19 protein-coding genes are annotated in these 20,447 nt (G+C 70.6%); 12 read left to right on the top strand and 7 right to left on the bottom strand.

Annotated elements, in window-relative coordinates; translation table 11 throughout:
* Positions 1–10 precede the first annotated feature (10 nt).
* On the top strand, positions 11–1,678 hold the full coding sequence (locus ACH5AC_RS02110) for a fumarate hydratase (RefSeq protein WP_398859626.1): 1,668 nt from the start codon (positions 11–13) through the stop codon (positions 1,676–1,678).
* 111 nt (positions 1,679–1,789) lie between these two features.
* Here the strand turns inward: ACH5AC_RS02110 and ACH5AC_RS02105 are convergent, their stop codons facing one another.
* Positions 1,790–2,041, bottom strand: a complete 252-nt coding sequence (locus ACH5AC_RS02105) for a GntR family transcriptional regulator (RefSeq protein WP_398859625.1) — start codon at positions 2,039–2,041, stop codon at positions 1,790–1,792.
* Positions 2,042–2,196: 155 nt separating this feature from the next.
* On the opposite strand from ACH5AC_RS02105, the gene ACH5AC_RS02100 reads away from it, so the two are divergent.
* The 4 genes from ACH5AC_RS02100 to ACH5AC_RS02085 all read left to right on the top strand — a co-directional run bounded on the left by ACH5AC_RS02100 (position 2,197) and on the right by ACH5AC_RS02085 (position 7,026).
* A complete protein-coding gene (locus tag ACH5AC_RS02100) occupies positions 2,197–2,532 on the top strand; it encodes a hypothetical protein (RefSeq protein WP_398859624.1) in 336 nt (111 codons plus the stop codon).
* 19 nt (positions 2,533–2,551) lie between these two features.
* Positions 2,552–3,958: a class II fumarate hydratase gene (locus tag ACH5AC_RS02095; RefSeq protein ID WP_398859623.1), complete on the top strand. Its 1,407-nt coding sequence runs from the start codon at positions 2,552–2,554 to the stop codon at positions 3,956–3,958.
* A 72-nt stretch (positions 3,959–4,030) separates the two neighbouring features.
* Positions 4,031–4,732 carry a DUF402 domain-containing protein gene (locus ACH5AC_RS02090; protein ID WP_398859622.1) on the top strand — a complete coding sequence of 234 codons (702 nt, stop codon included), beginning with the start codon at positions 4,031–4,033 and terminating at the stop codon, positions 4,730–4,732.
* A 287-nt stretch (positions 4,733–5,019) separates the two neighbouring features.
* On the top strand, positions 5,020–7,026 hold the full coding sequence (locus ACH5AC_RS02085; protein WP_398859621.1) for a SpoIIE family protein phosphatase: 2,007 nt from the start codon (positions 5,020–5,022) through the stop codon (positions 7,024–7,026).
* Positions 7,027–7,070: 44 nt separating this feature from the next.
* On the opposite strand, the gene ACH5AC_RS02080 is transcribed toward ACH5AC_RS02085, so the two are convergent.
* Entirely contained in the window at positions 7,071–9,398 is a 2,328-nt protein-coding gene (locus ACH5AC_RS02080; RefSeq protein ID WP_398859620.1) for a transglycosylase domain-containing protein, read from the bottom strand.
* A gap of 271 nt (positions 9,399–9,669) precedes the next feature.
* Between ACH5AC_RS02080 and ACH5AC_RS02075 the strand changes: the two genes are divergently transcribed.
* From ACH5AC_RS02075 to ACH5AC_RS02055, 5 genes are all read left to right on the top strand, one after another.
* Entirely contained in the window at positions 9,670–10,608 is a 939-nt protein-coding gene (locus ACH5AC_RS02075) for an SPFH domain-containing protein (protein WP_398859619.1), read from the top strand.
* On the top strand, positions 10,605–10,844 hold the full coding sequence (locus tag ACH5AC_RS02070) for a hypothetical protein (protein ID WP_398859618.1): 240 nt from the start codon (positions 10,605–10,607) through the stop codon (positions 10,842–10,844). Before ACH5AC_RS02075 ends, ACH5AC_RS02070 begins: the two co-directional genes overlap by 4 nt.
* Positions 10,845–10,937: 93 nt before the next feature.
* The gene (locus ACH5AC_RS02065) at positions 10,938–11,465 is read left to right on the top strand and encodes a PadR family transcriptional regulator (RefSeq protein WP_398859617.1); all 528 of its coding nucleotides are present in this window, start codon (positions 10,938–10,940) and stop codon (positions 11,463–11,465) included.
* A complete protein-coding gene (locus tag ACH5AC_RS02060; RefSeq protein ID WP_398859616.1) occupies positions 11,462–12,151 on the top strand; it encodes an ABC transporter ATP-binding protein in 690 nt (229 codons plus the stop codon). Before ACH5AC_RS02065 ends, ACH5AC_RS02060 begins: the two co-directional genes overlap by 4 nt.
* A complete protein-coding gene (locus ACH5AC_RS02055; protein WP_398859615.1) occupies positions 12,148–14,484 on the top strand; it encodes an FtsX-like permease family protein in 2,337 nt (778 codons plus the stop codon). The genes ACH5AC_RS02060 and ACH5AC_RS02055 overlap by 4 nt, the downstream gene beginning before the upstream one ends.
* A gap of 73 nt (positions 14,485–14,557) precedes the next feature.
* On the opposite strand, the gene ACH5AC_RS02050 is transcribed toward ACH5AC_RS02055, so the two are convergent.
* From ACH5AC_RS02050 to ACH5AC_RS02035, 4 genes are all read right to left on the bottom strand, one after another.
* Positions 14,558–14,986 carry a hypothetical protein gene (locus ACH5AC_RS02050; protein WP_398859613.1) on the bottom strand — a complete coding sequence of 143 codons (429 nt, stop codon included), beginning with the start codon at positions 14,984–14,986 and terminating at the stop codon, positions 14,558–14,560.
* Between the two features lie 4 nt (positions 14,987–14,990).
* A complete protein-coding gene (locus ACH5AC_RS02045) occupies positions 14,991–15,374 on the bottom strand; it encodes a roadblock/LC7 domain-containing protein (protein ID WP_398859612.1) in 384 nt (127 codons plus the stop codon).
* Positions 15,375–15,471: 97 nt separating this feature from the next.
* Positions 15,472–16,281: a MarR family transcriptional regulator gene (locus ACH5AC_RS02040; RefSeq protein WP_398859611.1), complete on the bottom strand. Its 810-nt coding sequence runs from the start codon at positions 16,279–16,281 to the stop codon at positions 15,472–15,474.
* Between the two features lie 179 nt (positions 16,282–16,460).
* Positions 16,461–17,444, bottom strand: coding sequence for a LysR substrate-binding domain-containing protein (locus ACH5AC_RS02035; RefSeq protein ID WP_398859609.1), 984 nt, complete (start codon positions 17,442–17,444; stop codon positions 16,461–16,463).
* Between the two features lie 133 nt (positions 17,445–17,577).
* On the opposite strand from ACH5AC_RS02035, the gene ACH5AC_RS02030 reads away from it, so the two are divergent.
* Both ACH5AC_RS02030 and ACH5AC_RS02025 read left to right on the top strand, forming a co-directional pair.
* Entirely contained in the window at positions 17,578–18,132 is a 555-nt protein-coding gene (locus tag ACH5AC_RS02030) for a peroxiredoxin (protein ID WP_398859607.1), read from the top strand.
* Between the two features lie 6 nt (positions 18,133–18,138).
* A complete protein-coding gene (locus ACH5AC_RS02025; protein WP_398859605.1) occupies positions 18,139–18,672 on the top strand; it encodes an alkyl hydroperoxide reductase in 534 nt (177 codons plus the stop codon).
* Positions 18,673–19,046: 374 nt separating this feature from the next.
* On the opposite strand, the gene ACH5AC_RS02020 is transcribed toward ACH5AC_RS02025, so the two are convergent.
* Positions 19,047–20,381 (bottom strand): AI-2E family transporter, encoded by a 1,335-nt coding sequence (locus tag ACH5AC_RS02020; RefSeq protein WP_398859604.1) that lies wholly within the window; start codon positions 20,379–20,381, stop codon positions 19,047–19,049.
* Between the last annotated feature and the right edge of the window lie 66 nt (positions 20,382–20,447).

Below are 20,447 nucleotides of genomic sequence, written 5' to 3'. Positions count from 1 at the left end.
AATGGGCGAGATGCCTGAGTTCGCGTACACCGATCTGCTCCCCATGGGAGAGGACACCACCCCGTACCGGCTGGTGACCTCCGAGGGTGTCTCCACCTTCGAGGCCGACGGGCGGACCTTCCTCAAGGTGGAGCCGGAGGCGCTGCGCAAGCTGGCCGAGGAGGCCATCCACGACATCCAGCACTATCTGCGCCCGGCCCACCTGGCGCAGCTGCGCCGCATCATCGACGACCCCGAGGCGTCCGCCAACGACAAGTTCGTCGCGCTGGACCTGCTGAAGAACGCGAACATCGCTGCGGCCGGTGTGCTGCCCATGTGCCAGGACACCGGCACGGCGATCGTGATGGGCAAGCGCGGGCAGAACGTGCTGACGGAGGGCGGCGACGAGAAGGCCCTGTCCCGCGGCATCTACGACGCCTACACCAGGCTCAACCTCCGCTACTCGCAGATGGCTCCGCTCACCATGTGGGAGGAGAAGAACACCGGCTCCAACCTCCCGGCCCAGATCGAGCTGTACGCGACCGACGGCGGCGCCTACAAGTTCCTGTTCATGGCGAAGGGCGGCGGCTCGGCCAACAAGTCGTTCCTGTACCAGGAGACGAAGGCCGTGCTGAACGAAGCCTCCATGATGAAGTTCCTGGAGGAGAAGATCCGCTCGCTGGGCACGGCCGCCTGTCCGCCGTACCACCTGGCGATCGTGGTGGGCGGTACGTCGGCCGAGTACGCGCTGAAGACCGCGAAGTACGCCTCCGCGCACTACCTCGACGAGATCCCCGCCGAGGGCTCGCCGCTCGGGCACGGCTTCCGGGACAAGGAGCTGGAGGAGAAGGTCTTCGAGCTGACGCAGAGGATCGGGATCGGGGCGCAGTTCGGGGGCAAGTACTTCTGCCATGACGTCCGGGTGGTCCGGCTGCCGCGGCACGGCGCCTCCTGCCCGGTCGCCATCGCCGTGTCCTGCTCGGCCGACCGGCAGGCCGTCGCGAAGATCACCGCCGAGGGGGTCTTCCTGGAGCAGCTGGAGACCGATCCGGCGCGGTTCCTGCCGGAGACGACGGAGGAGCACCTCGACGAGTCTTCCGACGTCGTGAAGATCGACCTGAACCAGCCCATGGAGACGGTCCTCGCCGAGCTGACGAAGTACCCGGTCAAGACGCGGCTGTCGCTGTCCGGCCCGCTGGTCGTCGCCCGTGACATCGCGCACGCCAAGATCAAGGAGCGGCTCGACGCGGGTGAGGAGATGCCGCAGTACCTGAAGGACCACCCGGTGTACTACGCCGGGCCCGCGAAGACGCCTGAGGGGTACGCGTCCGGGTCCTTCGGGCCGACCACGGCCGGGCGCATGGACTCCTACGTCGAGCAGTTCCAGGCGGCCGGCGGGTCGAAGGTGATGCTGGCCAAGGGGAACCGGTCGCAGCAGGTCACGGACGCGTGTGCCGCCCACGGCGGTTTCTACCTCGGGTCCATCGGCGGGCCCGCGGCCCGTCTCGCGCAGGACTGCATCAAGAAGGTCGAGGTCGTCGAGTACGAGGAGCTCGGCATGGAGGCCGTCTGGAAGATCGAGGTCGAGGACTTCCCGGCGTTCATCGTCGTCGACGACAAGGGGAACGACTTCTTCAAGGACCCGGCGCCGCAGCCGACCTTCACGTCGATTCCGGTGCGGGGGCCGGGGCTGGCGTAATGCCTCGGGGCGCGGCGGGGAGGATTTTCGCCCCCGCCGCCCCTACCCGTTCCCCTCCCCAGGGGCTCCGCCCCTTCGACCCCGCCAGGGGGCTCCGCCCCCTGGACCCCCCTACGGGGTGGGCTCCGGCGGCTTGCGCAGGACGTACGTTCCCTTGGCGGGCAGAGTGCCGACCAGACCTCTGTCCCTGAGCTCCTTCACAACCCTTCGGGCAGTGCCGAGAGCGATGCCGTACGTCTCGGCCATTTCCCGCTCACCAGGAAGGCGGGCGCCGACCGGCAAGCGTCCCGACCTGATCTCGGCCTCCACCGCATTCGCGACCTCTACATACCGGTAGACGGGCATCGCGCCTGACTCGCTCATGCAGCCGACGCTACGGCGGCACACATCTGTTCGCATCACCCTGGACCGTCATAACTCTGCGTGGAGCGGCATGTAGCAGTTAGCATGCCAAATGAAGTTACCCCCGGATGGTTCACGGCCATGTCTACGCCACGACTGACAAGGAGTCGCCGACGATGCCCGACAACCTACCCTCCTCCGCCCCTCCGCCCGGTCTCCGCCGCCTCCCCTGGACCACCCCCGAGGGCAAGCCGTGTCTCGTTCCCTTCGGGAGCGGGCTGATCAACGACCTCGCCGACGCCACCGAGGAGGACATCGTCGCCACGGCCCTGGACGAAGGCTCCGGCGCCGTGCTGGACGCCGGGCGTCCCGATGTCACGGTGGAGGAGCTTCGCGGCGGCGTGAGGCTCCTGGGGCAGCTGCTCAACGACGTCATCGAAGTCGCCGTACTTCGGGGGGGAGCGCCTGGTCCGCCTCCACGGGGAACAGTTGTCACCTACCCGGTGCTGTGACACGTGGAGGTGATCGGCAGTGGCCGACGAAGAGCAGAGCAGCAGCAGCCATCGGATCGAGCGCGACTCGATGGGTGAGGTGCGGGTGCCCGCACATGCCAAGTGGCGGGCGCAGACCCAGCGGGCGATCGAGAACTTCCCCGTCTCCGGACAGCGCATCGAGCGGGCCCACATCGAGGCGCTGGCGCGGATCAAGGGCGCCGCGGCGAAGGTCAACGCCGGGCTGGGGGTGCTCGACGGGGAGATCGCGGGGGCGATCCAGGAGGCGGCCGCCGAGGTGGCGGCGGGGGCGTGGGACGAGCACTTCCCCGTCGACGTGTTCCAGACGGGGTCCGGCACCTCGTCCAACATGAACGCCAACGAGGTCATCGCCACCCTGGCGAGTGAGCGGCTGGGGCGGCCCGTCCACCCCAATGACCACGTCAACGCCTCGCAGTCGTCCAACGACGTGTTCCCCTCCTCCCTCCACATCGCCGCCACCGCCGCCGTCACGCGCGACCTGATCCCCGCCCTGGATCACCTCGCCGCCTCCCTCGGCCGCAAGGCCGAGGAGTTCGCCGACGTCGTGAAGTCCGGGCGGACGCATCTCATGGACGCCACACCGGTGACCCTCGGACAGGAGTTCGGCGGATACGCCGCCCAGGTGCGCTACGGGGTCGAACGGCTGAACGCCTCCCTCCCCCGGCTCGCCGAACTGCCGCTGGGCGGCACCGCGGTCGGCACCGGGATCAACACCCCGCCCGGTTTCTCCGCCGCCGTCATCGAGGAGGTCGCCTCCGTCACCGGGCTGCCGCTGACCGAGGCGAGGGACCACTTCGAGGCGCAGGGTGCCCGGGACGGGGTCGTGGAGATCAGCGGGCAGCTGCGGACCATCGCGGTCGGACTGACGAAGATCGCCAATGATCTGCGGTGGATGGCGTCCGGGCCGCGCACCGGGCTCGCCGAGATCTCCCTGCCCGACCTCCAGCCCGGTTCCTCGATCATGCCCGGCAAGGTCAACCCGGTCGTTCCGGAAGCGGTACTGATGGTCGCGGCCCAGGTCGTCGGCAATGACGCGACCGTCGCCACCGCCGGGGCGGCCGGCAACTTCGAGCTCAATGTGATGCTGCCGGTCATCGCCAAGAACGTCCTGGAGTCGGTCCGGTTGCTCGCCAACGCCTCCCGGCTGCTCGCCGACCGCACGGTCGACGGGATCGTCGCGCACCGCGAACGCGCCCTGGAGTACGCCGAGTCGTCACCCTCAGTGGTGACTCCGCTCAACCGGTACATCGGGTACGAGGAGGCCGCGAAGGTCGCCAAGAAGGCGCTGGCGGAGCGGAAGACGATCCGCCAGGTGGTGCTGGAGAGCGGCTATGTGGAGCGTGGTGACCTCACGCTCGAACAGCTCGACGAGGCCCTGGATGTCCTGCGGATGACGCGGCCGTAACAAGAGCGCCGCTCCACCAGAACCGTGACACGTACCGCAGCGTCGTATGCCGTGGGCACCTAATATCTGTGCATGGCAGACGGTGGAGCGGTGACGACGCAGGCGCAGGCGGGCGACGGCGGTTCAGCGGGGTTCTGGGCGCCCGGGCAGCAGATCCTGTGGCGGTACCGGGAGAACGCCGGCGCGCGCTTCCACATCGCCCGTCCCGTCACCGTCGTACGCGATGACGCGGACGTGCTCGCGGTGTGGCTGGCGCCGGGCACGCAGTGTGTGAGGCCGGTGCTCGCGGACGGCACCTCGCTGCACCAGGAGCCGCTCGCGACCCGCTACACCAAGCCGCGCACCGTGCAGTTGGACCGGTGGTTCGGCACCGGGGTGCTGAAGCTGGCCCGGCCCGGCGAGCCGTGGTCGGTGTGGCTGTTCTGGGAGCCGGGCTGGCGGTTCAAGAACTGGTACGTCAACCTGGAGCAGCCATTGGCCCGTTGGGTGGGCGGTGTGGACTCCGAGGACCACTTCCTGGACATCTCCGTGCACCCGGACCGCAGTTGGCACTGGCGCGACGAGGACGAGTTCGCGCAGGCCCAGCGGGACGGTCTGATGGGTGCCGAGGCCGCCGAGCGGGTACGGGAGGCGGGGCTGAGGGCGGTGGAGGCGATCCGCGCCTGGGGGGCTCCGTTCTCGGACAACTGGCAGAACTGGCGGCCGGATCCGTCCTGGGGGGTTCCCTCTCTGCCGGAGGACTGGGACCGTACGCCCGCGCACATGTCCTCATGAGACCCTTGATGCGCCCTGGGGCAGGAAACGTAGGATCGTCCTCCGGCACGGGCGCACCGAGACAACTCCGGGAACGGGCGCCGAGTCTGACCGAACGTCACCGAGGGGCGGCAGGACGTGAGCGAGGGGTACGAGGGCACGACCGGTGAGGGCCGCGCGCGGTCCACCGGTGGCACGGCAACAACCTCCGACCACTCCGGAATTCCGTTCCCGGGGCACGTATTGCGGGTATCGGCACTTCGGCGGGCGGAACAGGCGGAACTGCAAGCGCCCCTCGCCCCGGACGGATGGATTCGACAGGCGTGACGGAGCACCCGACCTCCTACGAGCGCCCCCAGGGCGTCGACCCCACGGACCCCCGCGGGGCGCTGCTGCGTACCCAGGCGCCTATGTCCGCCGCCGCCTTACCGGCCGGTTCCGACCCGGAGCACTCCCAGCCGGCGGCGGCCGAGCCGGACCACCACCGGCCGCGCCCCGCACCGGAGGGCATCCCGGCGCAGCCGGCCGCGGACGAGCGCGGCACCGGCCAGGAGCGGCGCACCGGACAGGCGCTGCCGCCGGGCCGGCCCACACCGATGCGGCGGGACGGGGACCGGCTGCGCTTCGTGGGTGCCGCGACCCGGCGGATCGCCCGCGGGCTCGACCTGGACGAGATCGTGATGGGGCTGTGCCGGGCGACCGTGCCGACGTTCTCCGACGCGATCCTCGTCTACCTGCGCGACCCGCTGCCGGTCGGCGACGAACGCCCGATGGGCCCGGTGGTGCTGCGGCTGCGCCGCACCGACCGGATCCCGCAGGAGCGCGACTCCGAGGGCGGCTGGGCGCAGCCCGCGACCCCGCCGGAGGCGCCGGAGCTGTCCGAGCTGTCGGCGGCGATCGCCGAACTGTGCGAGGTGCGGCCCGGCGGTGCGCTCGCCGAGGTGCTGCGCGGGGTGCGGCCGGTGTTCGCCGACGCCCCGGCCGCCCGCGCCGCGCTGCCGGAACTTCTCGGCGAGGAGGGCGAGTCGGTCGTACCGTGCGGCCAGCGCGCGATCCTCGCCCCGCTGCGGGGGCGGCGCCGGGTGATCGGGGCCGCCGTGTTCATCCGGCGGCCGGAGCGCATCGCGTTCGAGGGCGACGATCTGCTGGTGGCCGCCCAGCTGGCCACGCACAGCGCGCTCGGCATCGACAAGGCGGTGCTGTACGACCGTGAGGCGTACATCGCCGACGAGCTGCAGCGGACCATGCTCCCGGAGACCCTGCCGCGGCCGACCGGCGTACGGCTGGCGTCGCGCTATCTGCCCGCCGCCGAGACCGCTCGGGTCGGTGGTGACTGGTACGACGCGATTCCGCTGCCGGGGAGCCGGGTGGCGCTGGTCGTCGGTGACGTCATGGGGCACTCCATGACCTCCGCCGCGATCATGGGGCAGCTGCGGACCACCGCGCAGACGCTCGCCGGGCTGGATCTGCCGCCGCAGGAGGTGCTGCACCACCTCGACGAGCAGGCGCAGCGGCTGGGCACGGACCGCATGGCGACCTGCCTCTACGCCGTCTACGACCCCGTCTCGCACCGCATCACCATCGCCAACGCCGGCCACCCGCCGCCCGTGCTGCTGCACCTGGGCGGACGGGCCGAGGTGCTGCGCGTGCCGCCGGGGGCGCCGATCGGCGTCGGCGGCGTGGACTTCGAGGCGGTGGAGCTGGACGCGCCGGCCGGGGCGACGCTGCTGCTCTACACCGACGGGCTGGTGGAGTCCCGGTTGCGGGACGTGGCGACCGGGATAGAGCAGCTGCGGGAGAAGCTGGCGGTGACCGCGCAGCTCACCGGGCCGGATCATCCGCCGCCCCTTGAGGCGCTGTGCGACGAGGTGCTCGACATGCTCGGGCCCGGTGACCGGGACGACGACATCGCGCTGCTCGCGGCGCGGTTCGACGGGATCGCGCCGAGCGATGTCGGGTACTGGGTGCTGGACCCGGAGGACTCGGCGCCCGGGCAGGCCCGTCGTCTCGCGCGGCGGGCGCTGGCGCGGTGGGGGCTGGAGGAGCTGACCGATGCGGTCGAGCTGCTGGTGAGCGAGGTCGTCACGAACGCGGTGCGGTATGCCTCACGGCCGGTGACGTTGAGGCTGTTGCGGACCGACGTGTTGCGTTGCGAGGTGGGTGACGATGTGCCTCAGTTGCCGCGTCTCAGGCAGGCTCGGGCCACTGATGAAGGTGGGCGCGGGCTGTATTTGGTGAATCGGCTCGCTCGGCGGTGGGGGGCTACTCGGTTGAGCACCGGGAAGGTTGTGTGGTTCGAGCTCGCGAGGCCGTAGGGGGGCGCGGGGCCGCATGTCCGATGCGGCCCGCGCCCCTCAGGTCAGTTGTCCGACTGCGGGTTGAAGAAGTCCCCCGGGTCTGTCGTCGCGGGATCCGTCGGCGGAGTCGTCGTCGGATCCTCCGTGGCCGGCGGCGTCGTCGTGGCCGGCGGCGTCGTCGGCGGAGCCTGGGTCGTCGGCGGAGCCTGGGGCGTCGGGGGTGCCGTCGTCGTCGGCGGCTGAGTGGTCGGAGTCTCGGACGGGGACGCCGACGGGGACTGGGACGGAGTCGCCGTGACCGTGGGCTGGACCGCGGCGCCCTGGGTGGTCTCCAGGTCGAACTTGGAGATCTTGGTGGAGACGCCGAAGGTGTACTGGGCCCAGATCTGGGCCGGGAAGCCACCGCCGTTGACGCGGCCCTTGCCCGGGAGTGTGCCGGTCGCGCCGGTCAGGGTGACCTGGGCGTGGGTCTTGGCGTCCTCGCCGAACAGGCCGACCGTCGTGACCAGGTCGGGCGTGTAGCCGGCGAACCAGGCCGACTTGTTGTCGTCGGAGGTGCCCGTCTTGCCGGCGACCTTCTGGCCCTTGCGGTCGGGGTTGTCCCGTACGGACCTGCGCGCCGTACCGTCGTCGACCACGCCGGTCAGCACCGAGGTGACCGTGTCGGCGGCCTCGCGGCTGATGACCTGCTCGCCGATCGGGTCCGGAAGCTTGAGCGACTGGGTGCTGTTCTCGACGTCCTTGATGATCGCCGGGGTGACCTTCTTGCCGTGGTTGTCGAGGGTGGCGTAGACGGCGGCCATCTGCAGCGGGCTCGCACCCATGGTGCCCAGGGTCTGGGCGGGCACCGCCTGCAGTCCCTTGACGTCCATGCCGAGGCCGCCCGCCACCTCCAGCACCTTGTCCATGCCGACGTCGACGCCCATCTGCGCGAAGGCGGAGTTGATGGACTTGTTCATCGCCGTCTGCACGGTGACGGGACCGTAGTTGACGTCGTCCTCGTTCTCCGGCGCGAACGCGATGTCGCTGCCCACGACCGGGCGCTTGCTCTTGCCGTCGTAGATCGTGTTGGCCGTGATCTTCTCGCCGTCCTGCGTCTCGGCGCCCTTGTCGAGGGCGGCGGCGAGGATCACCGGCTTGAAGGTGGAGGCGGGCTGGTAGTCGGTGCGGGTGGCGTTGTTGACGTAGTGCTCGAAGTAGTCCACGCCGCCGTACATCGCGAGGACCGCGCCCGTCTTCGGGTCGACCGAGACGGCGCCGGCCTGGACGTCGCCGTCGACCTTGCGCTCCTTCGCGTCGAGCTTGCTGGTCAGCTGCTCCTTGACGGCCGCCTCCAGCGCCTGCTGCTTCTTCCGGTCGATGTTGAGCGTGATGGTCCAGCCGCCACGGCCGACCATGGCCTCGGCCGCCTTGCTGTCCTCGGCCACGCCCTGCGCGACCAGCTGCCGCTGCAGTTCCTTCTCGGCCGCGTCCACCAGATAGCCGACCTGGCCCTTCTTGGCGGGCGCAGGCTTGGGCTCCTTGGGCACCGGGAACTTCATGGCGCTGCGCTTGGCCTCGTCCAGCCAGCCCTCCCCGACCATGTTGTCGAGGACGTAGTTCCAGCGCCGCTGCACCAGCTGCTTGCCGGTGTCGCTGGCGACCGCCCAGTCGTACTGGCTGGGTGCCTGGAGCAGAGCGGCGAGGTAGGCGGCCTGCTCCACGTTGAGCTTCTCGGCGTCGACGCGGTAGTACGCCTGGGAGGCGGCCTGGATTCCATAGGCGCCCCGGCCGTAGTAGCTGGTGTTGAGGTACCCGGCGAGGATGTAGTCCTTGGACTTCTCGCGGTCCAGCTTCAGGGAGATGATCACTTCCTTCAGCTTGCGGGTGACCGTCTGCTCCTGGGTCAGGTAGTAGTTCTTGACGTACTGCTGGGTGATCGTCGAACCGCCCTGCGCGCCCTTGCCGGTGAGGGTGTTGAGGACGCCGCGGGCGGTGCCCTTCAGGTCGACGCCGGAGTCCTGGTAGAAGCTCTTGTTCTCGGCGGCGACGAACGCGTTGCGAACGTCCTTCGAGATCTTGGAGAGGTCGACGTTCTCACGGTTGAGCTCGCCGTCGCGGGCGAGGAGCGTGCCGTCGCTGTATTTGAAGGTGTTGCTCTGCTTGAGCGCGTCGGCGTTCACCTTCGGGATGTCGATCATCAGGTACAGGACGATGAAGGTGCCTATGCCGAGCAGACAGACGCCGAGGAACGTCCCGAGGATCTTCTTCCAGGTGAACAGCCGGCGTATGAGGCTCTTCTCGCTCTTGTCACTGCTGCCACGCTTGGCGCCGCGGTGCGACGAGCGGGTCCTGGGCGCCGCGCGGCGGCCACCGCGCTGTCGCGCTCGTCTCTCTTCCGCTCGTCCCATGAGTCCGCTCGCTCCGCTTCCTACTCGTCCGTCACACCAGTGCCCGGGGGCAGGTCAGCTCAGAAAGCTAACACCGCTCTCTATGACAAAGGGCCCTCGATCCGGGCTTTTCCGGGCGGCGGGGGCGTGAGAATCAGCACGCCGCCCACCGGAACCGACGTACGAGAGGGGCACAGGGTTGCCGCGCGCCGGTAATCTGATATCACTTAGCTATACGCACGCCAACGAGCGCGCCCGACCGGCGGCTCGCCTGACGAACGGGGGGACCCTCATGTCCGCACACGACTCCTCGGCCACCGCCGACACGCCCGAGATGCCCGCACCGCGCGTGCGGGAGTTCCCCGCGCACAGCGTCGGCGGCGCGCAGGCCCTGCTGCTCGGCCTGGTGGGACTGCTGATCGGGGGCGGACTCATGGCGGGCGGGGCCGTCGCGGCGCTCGCCGCCGGCGTCAAGGCCACGCTGGTCGTCCCGGGTGCCCTCGCCGTCCTCGGTTCGCTGCTGGCGATGTCGGGGCTGAACATGGTGGCGCCGGGCGAGGCGCGGGTGGTGCAACTCTTCGGGCGGTACCGGGGGACGATCCGCGAGGACGGGCTGCGCTGGGTGAACCCCTTCACGCAGCGCACCAGGATCTCCACCCGGGTCCGCAACCACGAGACCGCCGTCCTCAAGGTCAACGACGCCTACGGCAACCCCATCGAGCTCGCCGCGGTCGTGGTGTGGAAGGTGCAGGACACCGCGCAGGCCAGCTTCGAGGTGGACGACTTCCTGGAGTTCGTCGCCACCCAGACCGAGGCCGCCGTCCGGCACATAGCCATCGAGTACCCCTACGACGCCCATGACGAGGACGGGCTCTCGCTGCGCGGCAACGCCGAGGAGATCACCGAGAAGCTCGCCGCCGAGCTGCACGCGCGCGTGGAGGCGGCCGGTGTGCGGATCATCGAGTCCCGCTTCACCCACCTCGCGTACGCTCCCGAGATCGCCTCCGCGATGCTTCAGCGGCAGCAGGCCGGTGCGGTGGTCGCGGCGCGGCGCCAGATCGTGGACGGGGCGGTCGGGATGGTCGAGGCGGCGCTCGCCCGGATCACCGAGCAGGACATCGTGGAACTCGACGAGGAGCGGAAGGCGGCGATGGTGTCCAACCTGATGGTCGTGCTGTGCGGGGACCGGGCACCGCAGCCCGTACTCAACACGGGGACTCTCTACCAGTGACCGACTCCGGCGAAAGCTCCGCGTCCCAGCGGCGGCCGCAGCAGCGCAAGCAGGTGCTGCTGCGGCTGGATCCGTTGGTGTACGACGCGCTGGCACGGTGGGCCTCGGACGATCTGCGGTCGGCCAACGCGCAGATCGAGTTCCTGTTGCGCAAGGCACTGGCGGAGGCCGGACGGCTGCCCCGGGGCACCGGTCCGCTGCCACGCCGAGGGCGCCCCCCTGTCTCAGAACCGTGACAAACGGCTCCCACCTGCGCGGTTGTGCGGGACACCAGCCAGTCTGCACCGTGCGTATACACCGCAGGTATACACACTATGTAGAGTGCTGCCATGTCCATCGGTCACACCCTCCTGGGACTCCTGGAGTCCGGGCCCCGCCACGGCTACGACCTCAAGCGGGCCTTCGACGAGAAGTTCGGTCACGACCGGCCGCTGCACTACGGCCAGGTCTACTCGACGATGTCCCGGCTGCTGAAGCACGGCCTCGTCGAGGTCGAAGGCATCGAGGCCGGCGACGGCCCGGAGCGCAAGCGGTACGCCATCACCGACGCCGGGATCACCGACGTGGAACGCTGGCTGGCGACGCCGGAGAAGCCCGAGCCGTATCTCCAGTCGACCCTGTACACCAAGGTCGTCCTCGCCCTGCTCACCCACCGCGACGCCGCCGACATCCTCGACACCCAGCGCTCCGAGCATCTGCGCAGCATGCGCATCCTCACCGACCGCAAGCGCAAGGGCGACCTCGCCGACCAGCTGATCTGCGACCACGCCCTGTTCCATCTGGAGGCCGATCTGCGCTGGCTGGAGCTGACCACCGCACGACTGGACAAGCTGCGTGAGGCGGTGACGGCCCAGTGATCGCACCCGCCGGTTCCCTGCTGTCCGCGCACGGTCTGCGCAAGGCGTACGGTCCCACGCTCGCCCTGGACGGCGCCGAGTTCTCCATACATCCGGGCGAGGTCGTCGCCGTGATGGGGCCGTCCGGCTCCGGCAAGTCGACGCTGCTGCACTGCCTCGCCGGGATCGTGACGCCCGACGCGGGGTCGATCATGTACGCCGGACAGGAGATGGCGACCATGAGCGACGCCCAGCGCAGTGCGCTGCGGCGCAGCGATTTCGGGTTCGTCTTCCAGTTCGGCCAGCTGGTGCCCGAGCTGACCTGTGTCGAGAACGTCGCCCTGCCGCTGCGGCTCAGCGGCACGAGCCGCAAGGCCGCCGAGCGGACCGCGCTGGGCTGGATGGAGCGGCTGGAGGTCGACGACCTGGGCAAGAAGCGGCCCGGCGAGGTGTCCGGCGGTCAGGGGCAGCGGGTCGCGGTCGCGCGGGCGCTGGTCACCGGCCCCCGGGTGGTGTTCGCGGACGAGCCGACCGGCGCGCTCGACTCGCTCAACGGCGAGCGCGTGATGGAGCTGCTCACCGAGGCGGCCCGGTCCACCAACGCCGCCGTCGTGCTGGTCACGCACGAGGCGCGGGTGGCCGCCTACTCCGACCGCGAGATCGTCGTACGGGACGGCAAGTCGCGGGACATGGAGCGGGTCGTATGAACCTGCGCGGATGGGGGCGCGACCTCGCACTGGGCGTGCGGTTCGCGTTCTCGGGCGGGCGTGAGGGCTGGGTCCGGCTCACGCTGACCGCTCTCGGGGTGGGGCTCGGGGTGGCGATGCTGCTGCTGTCGACGGCGCTGCCGAACGTGCTCGCGACGCGGGAAGCCCGCGAGCAGGCCAGGATGGACTTCGGCTCCTCCGAGATCGACTCCCGCGCCGACAACACGCTTCTGCTCGCCCACGTCGACACGGCGTACCGCGGCAAGTCGATCCGCGGACGGCTGCTCGAACCCGAGGGACCACGCGCCCCGCTGCCCCCGGGTGTCGCCGAGTTCCCCGCGAAGGGCGAGATGGTCGTCTCCCCCGCACTGAAGAAGCTTCTCGCCTCCGACGGGGGCGGGCTGCTGCGGGAGCGGCTGCCGTACCGGATCACCGGCACCGTCGGGGAGCCCGGGCTGGTCGGCTCCCAGGAACTCGTCTACTACGCGGGCGCCGAGGGGATGGAGGAGGACACCGACGGGGCGTGGGTGGTGCGGCTGGAGCGGTTCGGGGAGGCGCGCCCGGCGGAAGAGCCGATGGATCCCGTGCTGATGATGCTCAACCTCGTGGCCATCGTGGTGCTTCTGATGCCGGTCGCCGTGTTCGTCGCGGCCGCCGTGCGCATCGGCGGGGAGCGGCGCGACCGGCGGCTGGCGGCGCTGCGGCTGGTGGGCTCCGACACTCTGATGACGCGGCGGATCGCGGCGGGCGAAGCGCTCTCCGGGGCGCTGCTGGGGCTGGTCGTGGGCTTCGGCCTCTTCCTGGTCGGCCGTCAGGTGGCGGGTTCGATCGAGCTGTTCGGGGTGAGCGTGTTCCCCAGCTATCTCGACCCGTCGCCCGTGCTGGCCGCGCTCGTCGCCGTCGCCGTACCGGTCGCCGCCGTCGGTGTCACCCTGCTCACCCTGCGCGGTGTGGTGATCGAGCCGCTCGGCGTGGTGCGTACGGCGAAGCCCGCGCGCCGCCGGCTGTGGTGGCGGCTGCTGCTGCCGCTGGCCGGCCTGGGGCTGCTCGCCCCGATGCTCGGACAGGGCCGCGACAGCGGGTACTTCAACGAGTACCAGGTGGCCAGCGGTGTCCTGCTGCTGCTCGTCGGGGTGACCGCGCTGCTGCCGTGGCTGGTGGAGACGGTGGTCGCCCGGCTCGGCGCGGGCGGCCTGTCCTGGCAACTGGCGGTGCGGCGACTGCAGTTGAGCAGCGGTACGGCCGCCCGGATGGTCAACGGCATCGCGGTGGCCGTCGCCGGCTCGATCGCGATGCAGATGCTGTTCGTCGGCGTGGAGGGCGACTACACCTCGAGCACCGGCAGGGACCTGCGCCGGGCCCAGATGGAGGCGGCTGTGCCGCAGGGCGCCTCGATCGACGAGACCGCCACGAAGTACGCCGGCACCAAGGGCGTACAGCATGTCATCGCGCTCTCCGAGACGTCCGTCGGCGACGCCGCCTGGCTCGGCGAGGGCCCGAACGCCACCACGGGCGTGTCCGTGGGCAGTTGCCCGAACCTGCGCGAGCTGGCGACGCTGCCGTCCTGCCGCGACGGCGACGTCTTCTTCCTGACGAACTCGGCGGACCCGGGGGAGGACAGCTCGGAACTGGCCACACCCGGCCGCACGGTGTACTTCGCCCCTGACGGCGACGAAGAAGACCCGGGCGTCACCTGGACCGTACCGGCGGGTGTGCGCCAGGTCCCGGCCCTCGCCCACCCGACCGGCATCCAGCGCGGCGGTTTCCTGATCACGCCGTCCGCGCTGACCCCGGAGGCCGCCGGCACGCTCAACGGGCGGCTGTATCTGTCGGTCGACGAGTCGGTGCCCGACGCGTTCGAGTACGTTCGCAACACCGCGGCCACGATCAGTCCGCTGGCGCAGCCGTTCGTGTGGTCGCAGCTGAAGGTCGCCTCCCGCTATGCCTCGCTCCGTACGGGGCTGCTGGTGGGCGCGGCCGCGATCCTGGCGCTGATCGGGGCGAGCCTGCTGGTGTCGCAGCTGGAGCAGTTGCGGGAGCGGCGCAAGCTGCTGTCGTCGCTGGTCGCCTTCGGTACCCGGCGGCGCACCCTGGGCCTGTCGGTGCTGTGGCAGACGGCCATCCCGATCGCGCTCGGCCTGCTGCTGGCCGCCGCGGTGGGCATCACGCTGGGCGCGCTGCTGCTGCGGATGGCGGACCAGCGGGTCGTCGTGGACTGGTGGACCGTGCTGTCGATGTCCGGGATCGGCGCGGCGGTCGTCCTCGCGGTGACGCTGCTCAGCCTGCCGCCGCTGCTGCGGCTGCTCCGGCCGGACGGGCTGCGCACGGAGTGAGACCGGCGGCGTGTGCGCGGCCCCTCCCCCACCGCCGGGGGGGGGGCCGCGCACGCTCCTACAGGCCGCACTCCTACAGGCTGTACTCCTTCACCACCCGCCGGACCTGAGCGAACAGCATGCCCACGTTCACCGACTTGCGGCACACGACCACGGCGACGACGTCCTGCTGCTCGTTCATGCGGACGAACAGATGGGTGAGGTTCTCGCTGTTGACGAGGATCTCCTGGAAGAAGTGGACATCGCTGCTGATCCCGCGGCGCTCCTTGAAGACGTCCTCGATCATCACCACCGTACGGCCCTGGAACAGGTCGAGGGTCGCGCCCGCCAGCAGGTCCAGCACCTCCGGCGGATGGTTGTCGATGGTCTCGTACGACAGGAGCATGCCGGTGGCCATGTCGACCACGCCGGCCGCGACACAGTCGGGGGCGTCCGCGCGCAGCGACTTGACCAGGCCCATGACCTGCTCGGAGAAGCCCGCGGTCATACGTTTGGCGGCCATCGGTTCACACTCCCTGCGGGGTGGCGGTGAGGATCGTGCCGATCCGGTCCAGGGCGGGCAGGCTGGCCGTGTGCAGCCGGTCCAGGTCCATGCCCTCGTCGCCGAGCACGACCATCAGCGCGGTGTCGCCGAGCGCGTAGAGGGCGGCGCAGCCGTGGCTGCCGTAGGTGACCGTCCGCTGCAGGGCGCCGCGGTCGGTGGCGTGGGCGGTGCGGCGGGCGAGGCCGAGTCCGGCCGCGGCGAGGGCGGCGAGGCCCTCCGGGTCGATGGAGTCGGCGGTGTCGGCGGCGATGAGCAGTCCGTCGGCGGCCGCGACGGCGGTGTCGGTGACGCCGGTCACCTGCTCGCGCAGGCTGCGCATCTCCCGCGCGAGGGCTTGGTGGTCCATGGCTGCGACTCTCCTGGTTTCTGTGCTCGTTCAGCTTGTGCGGTCGTTCGGCTGTAGCGGTCGTTCGGCTGTGCGGTCGTTGAGCTTCTGCGGTAGTTCAGCTTCTGCGGTCGTTCGGACGGAAGAAGGTCCTGCGGCGGGGCAGCCGAGCGGGCTGTGGGGGTTCTGCCGCCGGTGCGGCGAAGCCGGCCGGTTGCCGGCGGGTCACCCCCCGGGGCAGCCGGACCGAGACCGGAGTGGGCACGTCGACGCACTCCAGAAGCCCCTCCGCGAGCATCCGCCCCACCTCGACAGTGACCGCGTACACCCCACGCCCCGTGAGGAAGGCCAGGTCACGCGCGGTACGCCGGCCGTCCGCGTGGGCGAGCAACTCCCGCTGCTCCGCGCTGAGCCGGTCGTCGGCGTACGGCAGGGGCGCGGGCACCGGCCGCTCCCGGTCGGGCCGTACGGGATACGGCAGGGCGGCGAGCGCGCCGAGTCTGCGGGCCGCCTCCCGCAGCAGCCGTGCGGGCGGTTCGCCGACGGCGACGGGCGCAGGCGGCGGTCCTGTCACGGCCACGCGCTCGCAGCCGTCGATCCGTCCCGCCGCGACCGCGAACACGGCGTCCTGGAGGGCCATCGCGCACACCACCCGCAGTTGGGCGGCGCCCGCGTACCCATGGGTGACGATCCGGTCGACCGGCCAGCGCGCCCCGCCCGCCTCACGCACCAGGCCGGCCCACTCCTCGCCGCCGATCCGCCCGGAGCGCAGCAGCAGCGCCTCCGGTCCGGGCGCGCCCGGCGACTCGACGGCGACGACGAGTCCGTCCCGCAGATGGAAGGTGCCGCCGGGCGAGCCGGCCACCCGCAGTACCCCGGTGAACCCGTCCCGCCCGCACACGGCCAGTGCGGCTGCCAACCCCGACATCACTCCCCTTGGCCCCTTCGCACACGCGCCTGACGTGTAGCTCTGAGGGAGGAATGTGTATCAGCCGCGAGGGAGTTGAAAGCGGGTTACGCCCCACCTGCCCCGAGTTGACGGAAGTTGGACCTCTTGGGCCGCTCCATTAGCTTTGTTCGACGCCCATTTGAACGACTCGGAGGAGTTCAGGCGCCGTTGTCGAGCACCCGCACGGGCAGGGGCCGCAGCGCCTCACGCAACGCGTCGGCGAGTTGCGCGTACTCGGCACCACGGGCCGCCCCGGTGCGCAGGGCGAGGGCGATACGGCGGGTGGGTGCGGGGTCGGCGAAGGAGCCGGTGAGCAGCCGGCTGCTGCGGGTGGTCTCCAACCGGAGGGCGGTGCGCGGCAGCAGGGTGCAGCCGAGGCCGCCCGCCACCAGCTGGACAAGCGTGGACAGCCCTGCGGCGGTGGTGGTGACCGGCGCGTTCTCGCGGCCCGCCTCCCGGCAGATGTCGAGGGCCTGGTCGCGCAGGCAGTGCCCCTCGTCGAGGAGCAGCAGATGCAGTTCGCGCAGCGCCTCCCGGGGAATCCCCTCCCGGCCGCCGAGCGGATGGTCGAGCGGGGTGAGCAGCAGGAAGTCCTCGTCGTACAGGGGGAGTTCGGTGACGCCGGGCACCCCGAGAGGCACGGCGAGGAGCAGCAGGTCGAGGCGGCCGGAGTTCAGGCCGTCGATCAGGTTCGCGGTCTGTTCCTCGTGCACCTGGAGGTCGAGGTGCGGATAGCGCTCGTGCACCAGGCGCAGCACGGTCGGCAGCAGGTACGGCGCGACGGTCGGGATGACGCCGAGGCGCAGCGCGCCGGTGAAGGGCGCCCGCACCGCCTCGGCCTCCTCCATCAGCGCGCCGACCTCCGCCAGCACCGCCTTGGCGCGTACGGCGAGCCGCTCACCGGCCGGTGAGAGCAGCACCTTGCGGGTCGTACGCTCCAGGAGGGTCACCCCGAGGGTCTCCTCCAGTGCGGAGACCGCGCCGGACAGGGCGGGCTGGCTCATGCCGATGGCCGCGGCGGCGTCGCGGAAGTGGAGGTGCTCGGCGACGGCGGCGAAGGCGCGCAGCTGGGCGAGGCTGGGCTGCCGTCTCTTGGCGCCTGGCCCCAGCGTGCCGGGCAGACTCGTATTACTGACGGTCACTGATAACTGCCTCCGATCAACTCGACCGAGTGTAGCTATTTCCCGTATCAATGCACCTTGTGCCACGATCGCCCTCGTCCAACCCATGGGAAGCGTCCGCTATCCGGATGCTTCTTCGCTGCAAGGAGAGCTAGTGCTCACTGTCGGTGACAAGTTCCCCGAGTTCGAACTGACCGCGTGTGTCTCGCTGGAGAAGGGCAAGGAGTTCGAGCAGATCCACCACAAGTCCTACGAGGGCAAGTGGCTCGTGGTCTTCGCGTGGCCGAAGGACTTCACCTTCGTCTGCCCGACGGAGATCGCCGCGTTCGGGAAGCTGAACGACGAGTTCGCCGACCGCGACGCGCAGATCCTCGGCTTCTCCGGTGACTCGGAGTTCGTGCACCACGCCTGGCGCAAGGACCACCCGGACCTGACCGACCTGCCGTTCCCGATGATGGCGGACTCCAGGCACGAGCTGATGCGCGACCTCGGCATCGAGGGCGAGGACGGCTTCGCCCAGCGCGCCGTGTTCATCGTCGACCCGAACCGCGAGATCCAGTTCACGATGGTCACCGCGGGCTCCGTCGGCCGTAACCCCAAGGAGGTCCTGCGGGTCCTGGACGCCCTGCAGACCGACGAGCTGTGCCCGTGCAACTGGACCAAGGGCGAGAACACCCTCGACCCGGTCAAGCTGCTGGCCGGGGAGTGACCTGAGATGTCCCTCGACTCCCTCAAGTCCCGGATACCGGACTACGCCAAGGACCTGAAGCTCAACCTGGGCTCGGTCATCGGCAACTCCGACCTGCCCGCGCAGCAGCTGTGGGGCACGGTCCTGGCGACCGCGATCGCCTCCCGCTCGACCGCCGTCCTGAGCGAGCTGGCGCCGGAGGCGAAGGAGAACCTGTCGCCCGAGGCGTACACGGCCGCGAAGGCCGCCGCCGCCGTGATGGCGATGAACAACGTCTTCTACCGCACCCGGCACCTGCTGTCCGACCACGAGTACGGCAACCTGCGCGCGGGCCTGCGGATGAACGTCATCGGCAACCCGGGCGTCGACAAGGTCGACTTCGAACTGTGGTCGTTCGCCGTCTCGGCGATCAACGGCTGCGGGCTGTGCCTGGACTCCCACGAGCAGGTGCTGCGCAAGGCGGGCGTCGAGCGCGAGGTGATCCAGGAAGCCTTCAAGATCGCGTCCGTCATCCAGGCGGTCGGCACCACCCTGGACGCCGAGTCCGTCCTCTCGGACTGACCACCGCCCCTACGACGGCCCCGCTCACCCCTGGTGTGCGGGGCCTCCCGCGTCCCCCGCCCCGATCCACCTCCCCCTGATCACCAACCAGCCCAACAGACACCCCACGGCCGCCCCAATCCGAGCAACCTCCAGCTCCACACCCGCCCCCCCTCACCCTCGCGGGCGGAGCCACCCGCGTCCCCGGGCCCCTTCCGCCTCACTCTCGAACACCGAGGCCCACGCACCACCGACGACGACCAAGACCGCCCACCCCCTCCGAGCAGGCACTACGCAAGGCAGGACTCGCACACAAGGCGACCCGAGACCCCCTCAAGACCGGCACCACCCTGGACACCAAGGCCACCCCTTTCAAGCAACCTCCACCGGGCCCCTCAGCCCTCGCCGGCGGAGCCACCCGCGTCCCCGGGTCCGCTGTCGTCCCGAACGGCCTCGTTCTCGGTCGCCGTACCGGCCGACGGGAGATCGGCGACGGCCAGTGCCGCCTGTTCCCGCGAGTAGGCGGCGAGATAGCTGACGACCGTGTTGGTCACCGCCACCAGCGGCACCGCCACGATCGCCCCGCCGATGCCCGCCACCAGACCACCGGCCGCGACCGACAGGACCACGGCCAGCGGATGGACCCGCACCGCCCGCCCGAGGATGAACGGCTGCAGGATGTGCCCCTCGATCTGCTGCACCGCGAGCACCACGACGAGGGTCATCACGGCGGTGAACACGCCCTGCGTCACCAGCGCCACCACCACCGCGAGCGCGCCGGAGGCGACCGCACCCACCAGCGGGATGAAGGAGAACAGGAAGATGAAGACGGCGAGCGGGACGGCCATCGGCACATCGAGGAAGTAGATGCCGATGCCGATGAAGACGGCGTCGATGAGCGCGACGAGGACCGTGCCGCGGACGTACGCCGTGAGCGTGGCCCAGGCGCGCGGGCCCGCGCCGGCGACACCCGGGCGGGCGGCGGCGGGGACCAGCTTCAGCGTCCACTCCCAGATGCGCTTGCCGTCGTAGAGCAGGAAGAGCGTCGAGAAGAACGCCAGCAGGATGCCGGTGAGGGCCTCGACGACGACCGTGACGCCCTCCAGGCCGGCCGAGGTGATCTCGTCGGTGTTGGCGCCGATCGCCTCACGCAGGTTCTGGGCGATGGCGTTGATCTGCTTGTCGGTGACGTGGAAGGGGCTGTCGAGCAGCCAGCGGCGCAGATCCTCGATGCCGTCCTGGACCTGGTCGGAGAGGTCGTCGATGTTCGCCATGACCTGCCAGGTCACGAACCAGCCGAGCAGTCCGATGATGACGAACCCGAGGATCGCGGTGAGCGCGGTCGCCAGTCCACCAGGCACCCCGCGCCGCCGCAGCCGGGTCACGGTCGGTTCCAGGAGGGCGGTCAGCAGCAGCGAGACGACGAAGGCGAGCACCACCAGCTGTACGGCGCTGATGACCCGCATCAGCACCCACACGGTGCCCGCGAGCACCAGCAGCCGCCAGCCGGCCTCGGCGGCGACCCGGACACCCCACGGCACGGCCTGGGCCGGGTCGGGGCGGGGTACGGGCGGCGGCGTCACGATGACGGGCCGGGCCGGAGCGGGCTGCGGGGCCGGTTCGGGCTGGGCACGCTCCCGCTCGGCCTCGGCCCGACGCGCGTCGAGCTCCTTGCCCATCCGCGTGAGCCCGGCCCCGACCCGGCCGAGCCACCCTCGCACTCGCGACATGATCCGTCCCTTTCCCCCGTCCGTTCGATGTACGACCGTACAGCGCGGCAGCCCCTCCCCGAAGGA

The sequence above is a fragment of the Streptomyces sp. NPDC018693 genome (genome assembly GCF_044391385.1).
Classification (GTDB): domain Bacteria; phylum Actinomycetota; class Actinomycetes; order Streptomycetales; family Streptomycetaceae; genus Streptomyces.
This window is presented reverse-complemented; position numbering and strand designations above follow the sequence as displayed.

Excerpts from the sequence above, each read along its gene's own strand:
- ACH5AC_RS02065 (WP_398859617.1), top strand. The coding sequence starts at position 10,938 with ATGTCCATCGGTCACACCCTCCTGGGACTCCTGGAGTCCGGGCCCCGC.
- ACH5AC_RS02105 (WP_398859625.1), bottom strand. The coding sequence starts at position 2,041 with ATGAGCGAGTCAGGCGCGATGCCCGTCTACCGGTATGTAGAGGTCGCG.
- ACH5AC_RS02045 (WP_398859612.1), bottom strand. The coding sequence starts at position 15,374 with ATGGACCACCAAGCCCTCGCGCGGGAGATGCGCAGCCTGCGCGAGCAG.
- ACH5AC_RS02100 (WP_398859624.1), top strand. The coding sequence starts at position 2,197 with ATGCCCGACAACCTACCCTCCTCCGCCCCTCCGCCCGGTCTCCGCCGC.
- ACH5AC_RS02020 (WP_398859604.1), bottom strand. The coding sequence starts at position 20,381 with ATGTCGCGAGTGCGAGGGTGGCTCGGCCGGGTCGGGGCCGGGCTCACG.
- ACH5AC_RS02080 (WP_398859620.1), bottom strand. The coding sequence starts at position 9,398 with ATGGGACGAGCGGAAGAGAGACGAGCGCGACAGCGCGGTGGCCGCCGC.
- ACH5AC_RS02040 (WP_398859611.1), bottom strand. The coding sequence starts at position 16,281 with ATGTCGGGGTTGGCAGCCGCACTGGCCGTGTGCGGGCGGGACGGGTTC.
- ACH5AC_RS02075 (WP_398859619.1), top strand. The coding sequence starts at position 9,670 with ATGTCCGCACACGACTCCTCGGCCACCGCCGACACGCCCGAGATGCCC.
- ACH5AC_RS02085 (WP_398859621.1), top strand. The coding sequence starts at position 5,020 with ATGGATTCGACAGGCGTGACGGAGCACCCGACCTCCTACGAGCGCCCC.
- ACH5AC_RS02090 (WP_398859622.1), top strand. The coding sequence starts at position 4,031 with ATGGCAGACGGTGGAGCGGTGACGACGCAGGCGCAGGCGGGCGACGGC.
- ACH5AC_RS02110 (WP_398859626.1), top strand. The coding sequence starts at position 11 with ATGCCTGAGTTCGCGTACACCGATCTGCTCCCCATGGGAGAGGACACC.
- ACH5AC_RS02025 (WP_398859605.1), top strand. The coding sequence starts at position 18,139 with ATGTCCCTCGACTCCCTCAAGTCCCGGATACCGGACTACGCCAAGGAC.
- ACH5AC_RS02055 (WP_398859615.1), top strand. The coding sequence starts at position 12,148 with ATGAACCTGCGCGGATGGGGGCGCGACCTCGCACTGGGCGTGCGGTTC.
- ACH5AC_RS02050 (WP_398859613.1), bottom strand. The coding sequence starts at position 14,986 with ATGGCCGCCAAACGTATGACCGCGGGCTTCTCCGAGCAGGTCATGGGC.